The following is a 13028-nucleotide window of genomic DNA, read 5'->3' on the forward strand; positions in this document are numbered from 1 at the left end:
TCATTCTCCGGTATCGATGGGACGCTCGCCGACGATCGACAGGCCATAGCCGTCGAGCCCCACGAGCGTGTGGTGCGTATTGGTGAGCAGGATCATGTCCTGCACGCCGAGTTCGGTGAGGATCGTCGCGCCGACGCCATAGTCGCGCAGCTCGTCCATGTCCTTGACCTCGAGCGTGCCGGCGCGTGCCTGGAGCGCGACGGTGAACTGGTCGGGACGCGGCTTGTTGATCACCACGACCACGCCCGAGCCTTCCTCGGCGATGATCTCCATCGACCGGCGCAGCAGCCCGCCGCGCGCACCACCCTCACCGAAGATGTCGGAGAAGGGCGACAGCGCGTGCATGCGGACAAGCGTGGGCTTGGCGGGATCGATCTTGCCCTTGACCAGCGCGACCTGCTCGCTCTCGGTTGCCTTGTTCCAGAAGGTCAGCGCGGTCCAGTCACCGCCCCATTCGCTCTCGAACTGCGTCTCGGCGCGCTTCTCGACGAGATGATCGTGGCGGCGGCGATAGGCGATCAGGTCGCGGATCGTGCCGAGCTTGAGATTGTGGAACTGGGCGAAGGCGATGAGATCGTCGAGACGGGCCATGGTGCCGTCGTCCTTCATGATCTCGCAGATCACGCCCGACGGATTGAGCCCGGCAAGCCGCGCCAGATCGACCGCAGCCTCGGTATGGCCGGTGCGGACGAGAACGCCGCCGTCCTTGGCGATCAGCGGGAAGACATGGCCGGGCGAGGTGATCGCGTCCGGGCCGTTGGTCGCATCGATCGCCACCGCGACGGTGCGCGCACGGTCGGCGGCGGAGATGCCGGTCGAAATGCCTTCCTTCGCCTCGATCGAGACAGTGAAGGCGGTACCGAGCGGGGTGCCGTTGATGCGTGCCATCGGTTCCAGTTGCAACTGGCGCCCGCGCTCGGCGGTAAGCGCCAGGCAGATCAGGCCGCGGCCGAAGCGCGCCATGAAATTGACCGCGTCGGGCGTCGCCATCTGGGCGGGGATGACGAGGTCCCCCTCATTCTCACGGTCCTCGTCATCGACGAGGATGACCATGCGGCCATTGCGGGCCTCGTCGATCAGTTCCTCGGGCGAGGAGAGGAAACCATGCTTCAGGCGGGCGAGTTCAGGCTTTGCCACGGAGCGCCTCCATGCGCTGCAGGTAACGGGCGAGCACATCGATCTCGAGATTGACGGCCTGCCCTGCTTCAAGTGCGCCGAACGTGGTGACGGCGGCGGTGTGCGGAATGATATTGAGGTCGAACTCGACGCCGGCATCGGTATCGCGCACCGCATTGACGGTGAGCGAGACGCCATCGACGGTGATCGAGCCCTTGGGCGCGACATAGGGCGCGAGCTCGGGGCCGGCGGCGATCACGATGTGATGCGAGCCGCCGATCTCCTCGATCGACTTGACCGTGCCGATGCCGTCGACATGGCCGGTGACGATATGGCCGCCCAGCTCGTCGCCAAGCCTGAGCGCGCGCTCCAGGTTGAGCCTGCGGCCCGAGGTCCACATGCCCTCGGCCGTCCGGCTGATCGTCTCGCCCGAAACGTCGAACGCGACCCAGGCCGGGCCCTTGTCGACCACGGTCAGGCAGACGCCCGAGCAGGAGATGGACGCACCGAGATCGATGCCCCCGGTTTCATAGGCGGTGGACACACGGACATGCAGGTCGCCCTGCTTCTCGGTGGCCTCAACGGTGCCGATATCGGTGACGATTCCAGTAAACATCAGGCGCGCTCGTAGGCCTCCATCCTGTCCTTGCCAAGCATGCGGCTTTCTACCAGCCGCCAGCGATCCTGGGCATCGCCCAGCCGGGTGAGACCAATATCCCCAAGCGCCGGCCGCCCGTCGCCGCCGATCAGGATCGGCGCGCGGTAGAGCAGCAGCCGATCGACCAGGCCGGCGCGCAGGAAGGACGCAGCGGTCTCGGCCCCGCCCTCGACGAACAGATGGTTGATGCCCTCCAGCTTCGCAATGTCCACCGGGGATTTCAGTTCACCGGCGGCGGAAAGCACCAGCCGGCGCGGCGACCGATCCTCGAGGCCGGGCAGGCGGACGTCGAGCCGGGGGGTGTCGATCTCCATCGTCCGCCGGCCGACCAGGATCGCCTCGTGCCGGGCGCGCTCGAGATGAGTATGGGCCCGCGCCTGCTCGCCGGTGATCCATTTGCTCTCGCCCGAAGCGAGCGCGATGCGGCCATCGAGCGAGGTTGCGAGCTTGAGCGTGACGAACGGGCGGCCGCTGGCCAGACGAGTGAGGAAACCGGCCGTCGAACGGCGCGCCTCTTCGGTGCTGACGCCTTCGATCACTTCGATTCCGGCGGCGCGCAGGCGGGCGGCCCCTGCCCCATTGGTGCGTGGATCGGGATCGCCGAGCGCGATCACCACCCGGGCGACATCGGCAGCGGCCAGCAGGTTGGAGCATGCCGGGCCGCGCGCCGATTCATGCGCGCAGGGCTCGAGCGTGACATAGGCAGTTGCGCCGCGCGACTTTTCGCCGGCCTGCGCCAGTGCCATCGCTTCGGCATGCGGACGGCCGCCGGGCTGGGTCCAGCCGCGTCCGACAACGATTCCATCCCGCACGATCACGCAGCCTACATTGGGATTGGGCGCAGTCCGCCCCCTGCCCCGCTCCGCCAGCGCGAGCGCAGCCCCCATCCAGCGCGTGTCGCTCAGAAGCCGTGCTGGGTCAGCCAATCGTCATATTTCTTGAATTCGGCCTGACGCTTCTTCTGCGCCGCCTCATATTCGGCCTTGCGCTTCAGTTCCTCGGGCAGGTCCTTGGCCTGCTGCGCCTTGATATCGGCATCGCTGCGATCGAGGCGCCATTGCTGCACATAGATGATGTCGCGCTTGTAGGGTGCCTCGACGGCCGAATCCTTCACGAACATGTAGAGGATCACCAGCGTCACCACCATGGCGAGCATCATGAACCACAGCTCATAGGTCTTGCGGGTGGCAAGCCAGCGCCTGAAATCGCCAAAGGCGAGCAGCGGGTTGAATCTCTTGAGGTAGTCCATCTTGGTGCCGAAGATAGGAGCGCGGGGGCCCGAGAGCCAGCCCCCGCGCTATCAAGAACGTCCCGTTACTGGTCCTTGATCTCGAAGGTGACGCTGAGCGTCATCCAGCTTTCCTCCGCGACGCCGCCGCGCGTCGCCGGCTTGAAGCGCCATTTGGACAGTGCCTGGCGCCTGGTCGCGTCGAAGAAGGCCGCGCTGGTGGCGCTGACCTGCTCGACCGATTTCACCCGGCCATCGGCGCCGACCAGCACCCGGACCGAGACGCGTCCGTCGCGCTGGGCACGCAGTTCGGAGGCGGGATAGGCGGGCTGGAAATCCTCGGCATAGCGACCATCGCGCCGCGCGCCGACCAGCGGCGGCACGACCTTGGGCGGATCGAGCGAGACCGGCGGGCCGGTGTCGACCGGCTTGGCCGGCTCGGGAATCGGGGGATAGATCTCGGTCGTGGTCGCGGTGGGATTCTGTGTCGGCGCCTTGACCAGCGGTTCCGGCGCATTGGGCAGCGGCTGGGTCGGCGTCTTGGCCTTGACCTCGGGCTGCGGCTTGGGCGGGTCGATCGGCGGCGGGGGCGTTTCTTTCACCTCATAGGCTTCGATCACCGTGCCGGTCAGCGCCTTCACGACATTCGGTGCCGAATAGATCATTCCGGTAATGATGGCCCCGCTGACGAGCAGCGATGCGCCGATGCTGACGGCGCGCGATTGCTGGGGCTGGTAGCGATGTTCGGCATACATGGCGTTGCACTCCATCTCCTTCGCCGGACTGGGCCGACTCCAGTGATGATACAACATTACATTTTACGTGCAAATGATTTTGCGATCATGTGCCGCGCAGGCGTTCCAGGGCAGCATCCTTGCCGATCAGCGGGAGCAACGCCGCCATGTCGGGGCCATGCTCGCGGCCGGTAAGGGCGAGTCGCAGGGGCAGGAACAGCGCGCGGCCCTTGCGGCCGGTGGCTTCCTTGAGCGCACCGGTGAGCGCGGGCCAGGGGTCTGCCCAGTCGAGCCCGGCGGCGATCCCGGCGGCCTGGGCAAGGAAGGCGCGGTCCTCCTCGGCGATCTCGGCATGCACGGGGCCTTCGACCACCTGCCACCAGTCGGCGGCTTCGGCGATCGTGGAAAGGTTGGGGCGGATCGCGTTCCAGCCCGCTTCGGTCATGCCGGCGGGCAGGCGGTCCCGCACGGCTGCATAGCCGAACTGGTGGACGATGCGGGCATTGAGCTGGGCCAGTTCGTCCTCGTCGAACCGCGCGGGGGCGCGGCCGAAGCGGGCGAAGTCGAAGCTTTCGACCAGCGGCGCGGAATCGACAAAGGGTTCGACGGGATCGCTGGTGCCGAGTCTGGCGAGCAGGGCGCGCAGGGCCTGGGATTCGATCCCTGCTCCGCGGAAATGATCCAACCCGAGCGAACCGAGCCGTTTGGAGAGCTTGCCTTCGCTGCCGGTGAGCAGGGCCTCATGGGCAAAGCGGGGCGGCTCGGCACCGAGCGCGGCGAACATCTGGAGCTGGGTCGCGGTATTCGAGACATGATCCTCGCCGCGCACGACATGGCTGATGCCCATATCGATATCGTCGATCACCGAGGGGAGCAGATAGAGCCAGCTGCCGTCGGCGCGGCGCACCACCGGATCGCTCATCGTCTTCGGATCGAAGCGCTGCGGGCCGCGGACCATGTCGTCCCACTCGATCATGGCGTCATGGTCGAGCTTGAAGCGCCAGTGCGGGCGGACGCCCTCGGCCTCCAGCTTCGCCTTGTCCGCATCGCTCAGCGCCAGCGCAGCGCGGTCATAGACCGGCGGCAGGCCGCGCCCGAGCAGCACCTTGCGCTTGAGCTCCAGCTCCTGCGCCGTCTCGTACGCCGGATAGACTCGCCCCGCGGCCGCCAGCTCGGCCAGCCGCGCCTCGTAGCGATCGAACCGGGCCGACTGGCGTTCCTCGCCATCGGGATGCAGCCCCAGCCAGGCGAGATCAGCGCGGATCGCCGCGACGAAGCGCTCCTCCGAGCGCTCGCCATCGGTATCGTCGATCCGCAGCAGGAACCGCCCGCCATGCCGCTTCGCGAACATCCAGTTGTGGAGCGCGGTGCGGATATTGCCGACATGGAGCGTGCCGGTGGGGCTCGGCGCGAAGCGGGTGGTGACGGTCATGTGCTGCCCTTAGCCGTGCCGTGAAAGCCACGCCACCGATGCATTAGCCGTGTATAAGCACTTCCCCGTCTTGCCCCGCCGGGAATCGGCTGACAAAGGGGCGCAACGGGACACGCTGGAGATTTTCGATGAAATTGTTGGCCGGCAATTCGAACGCGCCGCTCGCCAAGGCGATCGCCGAGTATCTCGAGATTCCGCTGACCCAGGCGAATGTCCGCCGCTTCGCGGATGAGGAGATCTTCGTCGAGATCCTCGAGAATGTCCGCGGCGAGGACGTCTTCGTGCTCCAGTCGACCAGCTATCCGGCGAACGACAACCTGATGGAGATGCTGATCATGATCGATGCGCTGAAGCGCGCATCGGCCAAGCGCATCACCGCGGTGCTCCCCTATTTCGGCTATGCCCGCCAGGACCGTAAGCCCGGTCCGCGCACCCCGATCTCGGCCAAGCTGGTCGCCAACCTGGTGACCACCGCCGGCGCCGACCGTGTCCTCTCGGTCGACCTGCACGCCGGCCAGATTCAGGGCTTCTTCGACATCCCGACCGACAATCTCTTCGCCGCCCCGGTGATGAGCGCCGACATCCACAGCCGCTTCCCCGACAAGAAGTGGATGGTGGTGTCGCCCGACGTCGGCGGCGTGGTCCGCGCCCGCGCGCTGGCCAAGCGACTGGAGAACGCTCCGCTCGCCATCGTCGACAAGCGCCGCGAGCGCCCGGGCGAATCGGAAGTGATGAACATCATCGGCAATGTCGAAGGGCGCTTCTGCATCTTGATCGACGACATCGTCGATTCGGCGGGCACGCTGTGCAACGCCGCCGCCGCGCTCAAGGCGGCGGGCGCCGAGGACGTGGTCGCCTATTGCACCCACGGCGTGCTTTCGGGCGGCGCCGTCGCCCGTGTCGACGGTTCGGCGCTGGCCGAGCTGGTCATCACCGACTCGATCGGCAACCACGCCGTGATCGCCGAGAGCAGCAAGATCCGCCACCTGACGATCGCGCCGCTGCTTGCCGAAGCGGTCAAGCGCATCGCGGACGAGAGCTCGGTGTCGAGCCTGTTCGACTGATCTGCTTCCCCTCCCGGCAGGGAGGGGAGTTCAGCGGATCGCCTCGGCGACGAGCGCGATGCCGACGCCGATCATCAGCACATAGATCGCAGTGTAGAAGCGTGCCGCGTCGACCTTGCGCACCAGCCAGACGCCGGCGACGGTGGAGACGAGGGCGAGCGGCAGCAGCGCGGCCGAGGTCATAAGGTTGGCCCGGGTGAACTGGCCGAGCGCGAGATAGGCCGGCACCTTGATCCAGTTGGTCGCGGCGAAGAAGATCGCGGTGGTGCCGACAAGCACGTCGCGCGGCAGGTTGCGCGGCAGCACCCAGAGCTGGAAGGGCGGCTGGCCGGCATGGGCGATCTGGCTGGTGAAGCCCGAGGCGATGCCGAACAGCGATCCGATCCAGTCCGGCCAGCGGGCGGTATCCTTCGGCGTCGTGTTGCGCGCTGCCCAGAGCCGATAGACGCCGAACAGGATCGAGATCGCCCCGACCATCGCCATCACCGCCGCCGAGGGAACGCTGGCCGCGAACCAATAGCCGAGGGCGATGCCGAGCATCGAGCCGGGCAGCATCCAGCCGAGCAGTTTCCAATCGACGGTGCGGCGGAACGCCCAGACGCCGACCACATCCTGCGCGATCAGGATCGGCAGGGTGATCGCGGCGGCGCGGACCGGATCGATCGCGAAGGCGAGCAGGGGCAGGGAGAGGGCGCCCATCCCCGCGAACCCGCCCTTGGAGAGACCGAGCAGGATCACCGCGGGCACGGCGAGCGCGTAGAAATGCCAATCGGTGATCATGGCGCAGGCGCTACGGGCAAATGCCGGCAAGCGAAAGTGGGGCGCTGCGATCCTCCTTCGTCAGGCCGAACTTGTTTCAGCATCCAAGGCGCGGCGAGGGATATCGCCGGTGGAGGGTTGGACCCTGAAACAAGTTCAGGGTGACGGGGGAGTTGTGGGTAGCGCTGCCCTTCGGCGCCATCGGAGCTCGGCGCGGGGCGGCGTCATGCACCTTCGCCTGAGACCCCGGCTTTCGCCGGGGTGACGGTTAGGTTAGGGGCAGGGTCCATGGCAGAGGATCGCAGCGGGCAAACCGTCGTCATGTTCATTTCCGAGCGCACCGGCACGGACCCGGCGGGCTATGCGGAGGCCGCGGCGCGGATGGATGCGCTGGCGGCGCAGCAGCCGGGCTATCGCGGCGTCGATCATGTCGGCAACGACCAGGCCCAGGCGATCACGCTCAGCTATTGGGCCGACGAGGCCAGTGCCGTGGCCTGGCGCAAGCATCCCGAACATGCCGAGACGCGCGAGGCCGGGCGCGGGCGCTGGTATAGCTGGTACATGCTCCATGTCGCCGAGATCGGGCGCAGCTATAGCTGGCAGCGGCCGTGAAGTTCCGGCGGGTCGACGGCACCTTCGGGCTGCTGTTCACCGTCATGCTCGTCATCGCGGCGGGCAATACCGCGCTGCAATCGGTGCTGCCGGCGCTCGGCCGCTCGCTCCATGCGCCCGACAGCGCCGTCGCCGCGGTCTTCTCGGTCTCCGCCCTGCTCTGGGTGATCTCCGCGCCCTTCTGGGCCAATCGGTCCGACCGGCATGGTCGCCGCCTGATGGTGCTGATCGGCATCGCCGGCTTCACCGTGTCGCTCGGGCTGTGCGGCCTGTGCCTGGCGCTGGGAATCAATGGCTGGCTGGGACCGGTGGCGACCTTCATCGCCTTTGTCGCCGGCCGGGTGATCTACGGGACCTTCGGATCGGCGGCGCCGCCGGCGGTGCAGGCGATCGTGGCGGGACGGACCAGCCGCGAGGAGCGGACGCAGGCGCTGACGCTGCTCGCTTCGGCCTTCGGACTCGGCACGATCCTGGGCCCGGCGATCGCGCCCTATCTGGTGATGGGGCATCTCTGGCCGGGAGGACCATTGATAGGACTCGCCGGACCCGCCTTTGCCGCCAGCGCGATCGGCGTGGTGATCTGGATCGCCGCCGCGCGCGGCCTGCCCAAGGACGAGGGCCATGCGCATGGCGCCGCGATCTCCTATCCCTCGATCGGCGGGCAGGGGACCGGCGCGACGGTGACCGCCGCCACCGCCGAGGAAACCAGCGAGAATGTCCGCTATTTCGATCCGCGCATCCGCGCCTGGATCATCGCGGGGCTGATCATCGGCCATGCCCAGGCGATGACCGGCCAGGCGATCGGCTTCCTGGTGATCGACCGGATGCAATTGCCCCCGGTCGAGGCGCTGCACCCCACCGGGCTGGTGCTGATGATCGGCGCCGGCGCATCGCTGCTCGCGCAATGGGGACTGATCCCGATGCTCGACCTGCGCCCGCGCGCGCTGATCCTGACGGGTGCCGCGCTGGGGCTGCTCGGCTGCGTGGCGACCGGCACCGCGACGACGCTGTACGGTATCGCGATGGGCTATGCGCTGATCTCGCTGGGGATGGGGTTTGCCCGGCCGGGATTCACCGCCGGCGCCTCGCTGGGGGTAGGGGCGGACGCGCAAGGTTCGGTGGCGGGGAAGGTTACCTCGGTGAACGGCGCCGCGTTCGTGCTCGGGCCCTCGATCGGGGTAGGGCTGTACGAGGTCTGGCGGCCGCTGCCCTATCTGACCGCGGCGGGAGCGCTGGGGTGCCTGCTGGTCTATGCCTGGGTGGCGACGCGGCGGGCCGAGCCGAACACCCAATAAACGTCATCCCCGCGAAGGCGGGGATCCAGGGTTACAAAGCACTGTCCTCTGCGACTCTGGATCCCCGCCTGCACGGGGATGACGAATCAGTTTGGGCGGCGTTTAGTCCACGCCCTTCGGCCCGTGCGCCTGGAGCATGCCCGGCGAGATGAAGCCGATCGGCTCGATCGCCGAGGCCTGCTGCTTCAGCCGACCCGACATCGCCTGATATTCATTCTCCATCTCGGGCGTGACCGTGGCGCGTGAATCGGCAAGCGCCGCTTCGAAGTGCGCCGCGGTCACTTCCTTGGTCTGGAGCGACTGGCGCAGCGCGATCAGGCCGGCGCGGCGAACCACATCCTCCAGATCGGCGCCGGTATAGCGCTCGGTCTGCTCGGCGATCGCCCCCAGATCGACGTCGGACGCCAGCGGCATCTTCTCGGTCTGGATACGCAGGATGCGCTCGCGACCGGCCGCATCGGGCACGCCGACATAGATCAGCTCGTCGAACCGTCCGGGGCGCAGCAACGCCGGATCGATCAGGTTCGGCCGGTTGGTCGCACCGATCACCACCACCGACTGCAGCTCCTCGAGCCCGTCCATCTCGGCGAGGATCGTGTTGACCACGCGCTCGGTCGCCTGGGGCTCGCCCAGGCCGCCGCCACGCGCCGGCACCAGCGAATCGAGTTCGTCGATGAAGATCACGCAGGGCGCGACCTGGCGGGCGCGGGCGAACAGCCGCGCGATCTGCTGCTCGGACTCGCCATACCATTTGCTGAGCAGGTCGCTCGACTTGGTGGCGATGAAGTTCGCCTCCGCCTCGCGCGCCACTGCCTTGGCGAGCAGGGTCTTGCCGGTGCCCGGCGGTCCATAGAGCAGGAAACCCTTGGCCGGGCGGATGCCGAGGCGCCGGAACGCGTCGGGATCCTTGAGCGGCAGCTCGACGCCTTCCTTCAGACGCATCTGGGCATCGTCGAGCCCGCCGACATCCTCCCAGCGCACCGTCGGCGCCTGGACCATGACTTCGCGCATCGCCGAGGGCTGGACACGCTTCAGCGCCTCGAGAAAGTCCTCGCGGGTGACGGCCAGCGTATCGAGCACCTCGGGCGGGATCGTGCCCTTCTCGAGGTCGAGCCTGGGCATGATCCGGCGCACCGCCTCGATCGCCGCCTCGCGGGCGAGCGCCGAGAGATCGGCGCCGACAAAGCCGAAGGTGGTGCGGGCGAGCTCCCCGAGATCGACCTTGTCGCCGAGCGGCATGCCGCGGGTGTGGATGCCGAGGATCTCGCGACGCCCCCGCTCGTCCGGCACGCCGACCACGATCTCGCGGTCGAACCGGCCCGGCCGGCGCAGCGCCTCGTCGATCGCATCGGGGCGATTGGTCGCGGCGATGACGACGATGTTGGCGCGGGCCTCGAGCCCGTCCATCAGCGTGAGCAGCTGGGCGACCAGGCGCTTCTCCGCCTCGCCCGAAACCTGGCCGCGCTTGGGCGCGATCGAATCGATCTCGTCGATGAAGACGATCGACGGCGCCGCCTTGGCCGCTTCCTCGAAGATCTGGCGCAGGCGCCCTTCCGATTCGCCATAGGCCGAGCCCATGATCTCGGGCCCGTTGATCAGGAAGAATTGCGCGTCCGATTCATTGGCGACGGCGCGGGCGAGCCGCGTCTTGCCGGTGCCGGGCGGGCCATGGAGCAGCACGCCCTTGGGCGGATCGACGCCGAGGCGCTGGAACAGCTCGGGATAGCGCAGCGGCAGCTCGACCATCTCGCGGAGCTGGTCGATCGTGCCGGCCATGCCGCCGATATCGTCATAGGTGACGTCGGCGCGGCGGCCGTCGCCGCCGACCTCCTCATATTCGGGACGCAGTTCGACCTCGGTATTCTCGTCGATATGGACGATGCCCTTGGGGCTGGCCGAGACGACGTTGAGGCGGATCTCCTGCAGCGCATAGGCGGGCGCGCGGAGGAACTGGGCGACCTGGGGCGGGATGTCCGCGCGCTGCTGGGCGTTGGTGTTGACGACATCGCCCTGGGCCAGCGGGCGCTGGAAGAAGACGCGCTTGAGCGCCTCGCCGCTGCCCTGGAGGCGGAGATTCTGCTGGGCAGGCGCGAAGACGACGCGAGTCGCGGGCTTGGACACCGCCTTGCGCACCTCGACGAAATCGCCCGAGCCGACGCCGGCATTGGCGCGCTGGAGGCCGTCGATGCGCAGGATCTCGAGGCCCTCGTCCTCGGCATAGGGCAGCACGGCGAGCGCCGGGGTGGCGCGCTTGCCGACGATCTCGATCACATCGCCCTCGGTGAGGCCGAGCCGCGCCATCAGGGCGCGCGGCAGATGCGCGAGGCCCCGGCCGCTGTCCTCGGGCCGGGCATTGGCAACTTGCAGCTTGATCGGCTGCGCTTCTTCGTCCGCCATGTTTCTGTTCTCCGCAGGCGTTGTGCGGGGAACATGGGGTGCGGATTTCGCCGCCGCAACGGCGGAGGCGGCAGGGCCCGGCGCGAATCGCGCGGGCAAAAAAAAGGCCGATCTCAAGGACCGGCCGGGAAAGTTTTAGGAGAGGATGCCTGAAAGGCACGTGCTTTGTGCAGTGCGGCCGGTTTTTGTGCAAGTGCGAAAAGAAACATTAACGCGTGCACAACTTGCAATCGGTGATAACAAAGGTGATATATGGCTAACACCCAAAAGGGCATTGGCGTGGCGCAAAACCCACGCCAAGGATAATGACGCAGCGCAACAAAAAGAGAGCGAGATGCGACGACTTCCTCCCCTGACGGCAATCGAGGCTTTCGTGCAGGTGGCGCGACTGGGATCGATCAAGGCTGCCGCCGAGGAGCTGGCGCTCTCCTCGCCGGCACTGAGCCGCCGCGTCCAGGCGCTCGAGCGCTTCATCGGCAAGCCGCTGTTCGAGCGGCGCCACCAGGCGCTCAAGCTCAACGACGACGGCGACCGGCTGCTCGGCATGATCGCCCCGGCACTCGATACCATGGCGGATGCGGTGGAGACGATGACCAGCGGCACCGAGCTGCTGCGCCTGCGTCTCGGCCTGTTGCCGCTGTTCGCGACCCAGCGGCTGATGCCGCACATGGGCGACCTCAAGCGCAAGCATCCCGAGCTGCATCTCGACGTCGACACCGGCGGCCATGCGGTGGCGCGGCTGGGCGACGGGCTCGACGCGGCGATCGTGGTGGCGCGCGACATCGACCCGACGCTCTACGCCAAGCGGCTCGACCGCAACCGCGTCTATGTGATCGGCGCGCGCTCGCTGCTGGAAGGCGCCGACCCGATCACCCGGCCGGAGCAATTGTCGAAGCTGACCGCGCTCGTCCACCGCGACATGGCGGATACGTTCACGGCATGGCGCGCGGCGGCGGGACTCTCGGAGCAGGAAATCGAGCCGGCCGCGATCGACCATTTCGATTCGGGCACGCTAATGCTCGAGGCGGCAGCGCAGGGCCTGGGCGTCGCCTTCATGCTCGAATCGCATTTCGAAGCGGCGCGGGACGACCGGCTGGTCCAGCTCTTCGACCTGACCGTGGAGAGCGACTACAGCTACTGGTTCGTCTGCCGCCCACGCGCGCTGACCACGCGGCCGGTGAAGCTGTTCCACGACTGGCTGATCGACGTGCTCGAAGCCGATCGCGTCGCCTAGATACAAAAAGCCCCTCCGGATCGGGAGGGGCTCTTCGTTCGATCAGGCCTCGGTGCGGGCCTTGACGATCTTGCCCGGCTCGCGCGGCGGCTCGCCCTTGGGAAGCGCGTCGACATGCTCCATGCCCTCGGTGACCACACCCCAGACGGTGTACTGGCCGTCGAGGAAGGTCGCGTCGTCGAGGCAGATGAAGAACTGCGAGTTGGCGCTGTTCGGATCCATCGTGCGCGCCATCGAGCAGACGCCGCGGACATGCGGCTCGCGGCTGAACTCGGCGGGCAGGTTGGGCAGCTTCGAGCCGCTCATGCCGGTGCCGGTGGGATCGCCGCCCTGGGCCATGAAGCCGTCGATCACGCGGTGGAAGATCACGCCGTCATAGAAGCCTTCGTCGGCGAGGGTAGCGATGCGCTCGACATGCTTGGGAGCGAGATCGGGACGCAGCTGGATGTGCACGTCGCCGGTATCGAGGGTCATGACGAGCTTGGTGGGTTCGGACACG

General features: G+C 67.6%; 13 protein-coding genes. 4 read left to right on the plus strand and 9 right to left on the minus strand.

From position 1 onward, the window contains the following. From ribB to HNP52_RS04800, 6 genes are all read right to left on the minus strand, one after another. Positions 1-1137, minus strand: coding sequence for a 3,4-dihydroxy-2-butanone-4-phosphate synthase (ribB, locus tag HNP52_RS04775; RefSeq protein ID WP_311768402.1), 1137 nt, complete (start codon positions 1135-1137; stop codon positions 1-3). Beyond that, entirely contained in the window at positions 1124-1732 is a 609-nt protein-coding gene (locus tag HNP52_RS04780; protein WP_184163188.1) for a riboflavin synthase, read from the minus strand. Before HNP52_RS04780 ends, ribB begins: the two co-directional genes overlap by 14 nt. Next, the gene (ribD, locus tag HNP52_RS04785) at positions 1732-2661 is read right to left on the minus strand and encodes a bifunctional diaminohydroxyphosphoribosylaminopyrimidine deaminase/5-amino-6-(5-phosphoribosylamino)uracil reductase RibD (protein WP_184165036.1); all 930 of its coding nucleotides are present in this window, start codon (positions 2659-2661) and stop codon (positions 1732-1734) included. The genes HNP52_RS04780 and ribD overlap by 1 nt, the downstream gene beginning before the upstream one ends. 14 nt (positions 2662-2675) lie before the next feature. Next, the gene (locus HNP52_RS04790) at positions 2676-3023 is read right to left on the minus strand and encodes a hypothetical protein (protein WP_184163191.1); all 348 of its coding nucleotides are present in this window, start codon (positions 3021-3023) and stop codon (positions 2676-2678) included. A 65-nt stretch (positions 3024-3088) separates the two neighbouring features. Continuing rightward, positions 3089-3757, minus strand: a complete 669-nt coding sequence (locus tag HNP52_RS04795; RefSeq protein ID WP_184163193.1) for an energy transducer TonB — start codon at positions 3755-3757, stop codon at positions 3089-3091. An 85-nt stretch (positions 3758-3842) separates the two neighbouring features. Next, a complete protein-coding gene (locus HNP52_RS04800; protein WP_184163195.1) occupies positions 3843-5168 on the minus strand; it encodes a glutamate--tRNA ligase in 1326 nt (441 codons plus the stop codon). Positions 5169-5296: 128 nt separating this feature from the next. Here HNP52_RS04800 and HNP52_RS04805 point away from each other — a divergent pair, with 128 nt between their 5' ends. After that, a complete protein-coding gene (locus HNP52_RS04805) occupies positions 5297-6232 on the plus strand; it encodes a ribose-phosphate pyrophosphokinase (protein ID WP_184163198.1) in 936 nt (311 codons plus the stop codon). Positions 6233-6262: 30 nt separating this feature from the next. Here the strand turns inward: HNP52_RS04805 and HNP52_RS04810 are convergent, their stop codons facing one another. Then, positions 6263-7012, minus strand: coding sequence for a sulfite exporter TauE/SafE family protein (locus tag HNP52_RS04810; RefSeq protein WP_184163200.1), 750 nt, complete (start codon positions 7010-7012; stop codon positions 6263-6265). Between the two features lie 267 nt (positions 7013-7279). On the opposite strand from HNP52_RS04810, the gene HNP52_RS04815 reads away from it, so the two are divergent. Together HNP52_RS04815 and HNP52_RS04820 are read left to right on the plus strand one after the other, a co-directional pair. Next, the gene (locus HNP52_RS04815; RefSeq protein ID WP_184163202.1) at positions 7280-7603 is read left to right on the plus strand and encodes an antibiotic biosynthesis monooxygenase; all 324 of its coding nucleotides are present in this window, start codon (positions 7280-7282) and stop codon (positions 7601-7603) included. A gap of 44 nt (positions 7604-7647) precedes the next feature. Further along, the gene (locus HNP52_RS04820; RefSeq protein WP_184165039.1) at positions 7648-8898 is read left to right on the plus strand and encodes an MFS transporter; all 1251 of its coding nucleotides are present in this window, start codon (positions 7648-7650) and stop codon (positions 8896-8898) included. A gap of 102 nt (positions 8899-9000) precedes the next feature. Here HNP52_RS04820 and HNP52_RS04825 read toward each other — a convergent pair whose 3' ends face one another. After that, the gene (locus HNP52_RS04825) at positions 9001-11295 is read right to left on the minus strand and encodes a CDC48 family AAA ATPase (protein ID WP_184163204.1); all 2295 of its coding nucleotides are present in this window, start codon (positions 11293-11295) and stop codon (positions 9001-9003) included. Positions 11296-11629: 334 nt separating this feature from the next. On the opposite strand from HNP52_RS04825, the gene HNP52_RS04830 reads away from it, so the two are divergent. Then, positions 11630-12529, plus strand: coding sequence for a LysR substrate-binding domain-containing protein (locus HNP52_RS04830; protein ID WP_184163206.1), 900 nt, complete (start codon positions 11630-11632; stop codon positions 12527-12529). 42 nt (positions 12530-12571) lie between these two features. On the opposite strand, the gene HNP52_RS04835 is transcribed toward HNP52_RS04830, so the two are convergent. Further along, positions 12572-13003 (minus strand): peptidylprolyl isomerase, encoded by a 432-nt coding sequence (locus HNP52_RS04835; protein ID WP_221416155.1) that lies wholly within the window; start codon positions 13001-13003, stop codon positions 12572-12574. Positions 13004-13028 lie beyond the last annotated feature (25 nt).

It is taken from the genome of Sphingomonas kyeonggiensis (genome assembly GCF_014204495.1).
Taxonomy (GTDB): Bacteria; Pseudomonadota; Alphaproteobacteria; order Sphingomonadales; family Sphingomonadaceae; genus Sphingomonas; species Sphingomonas kyeonggiensis_A.

Excerpts from the sequence above, each read along its gene's own strand:
- HNP52_RS04805 (WP_184163198.1), top strand. The coding sequence starts at position 5,297 with ATGAAATTGTTGGCCGGCAATTCGAACGCGCCGCTCGCCAAGGCGATC.
- HNP52_RS04780 (WP_184163188.1), bottom strand. The coding sequence starts at position 1,732 with ATGTTTACTGGAATCGTCACCGATATCGGCACCGTTGAGGCCACCGAG.
- HNP52_RS04810 (WP_184163200.1), bottom strand. The coding sequence starts at position 7,012 with ATGATCACCGATTGGCATTTCTACGCGCTCGCCGTGCCCGCGGTGATC.
- HNP52_RS04790 (WP_184163191.1), bottom strand. The coding sequence starts at position 3,023 with ATGGACTACCTCAAGAGATTCAACCCGCTGCTCGCCTTTGGCGATTTC.
- HNP52_RS04830 (WP_184163206.1), top strand. The coding sequence starts at position 11,630 with ATGCGACGACTTCCTCCCCTGACGGCAATCGAGGCTTTCGTGCAGGTG.
- HNP52_RS04820 (WP_184165039.1), top strand. The coding sequence starts at position 7,648 with ATGCTCGTCATCGCGGCGGGCAATACCGCGCTGCAATCGGTGCTGCCG.
- HNP52_RS04800 (WP_184163195.1), bottom strand. The coding sequence starts at position 5,168 with ATGACCGTCACCACCCGCTTCGCGCCGAGCCCCACCGGCACGCTCCAT.
- HNP52_RS04795 (WP_184163193.1), bottom strand. The coding sequence starts at position 3,757 with ATGTATGCCGAACATCGCTACCAGCCCCAGCAATCGCGCGCCGTCAGC.
- HNP52_RS04815 (WP_184163202.1), top strand. The coding sequence starts at position 7,280 with ATGGCAGAGGATCGCAGCGGGCAAACCGTCGTCATGTTCATTTCCGAG.
- ribD (WP_184165036.1), bottom strand. The coding sequence starts at position 2,661 with ATGGGGGCTGCGCTCGCGCTGGCGGAGCGGGGCAGGGGGCGGACTGCG.
- HNP52_RS04835 (WP_221416155.1), bottom strand. The coding sequence starts at position 13,003 with ATGACCCTCGATACCGGCGACGTGCACATCCAGCTGCGTCCCGATCTC.
- HNP52_RS04825 (WP_184163204.1), bottom strand. The coding sequence starts at position 11,295 with ATGGCGGACGAAGAAGCGCAGCCGATCAAGCTGCAAGTTGCCAATGCC.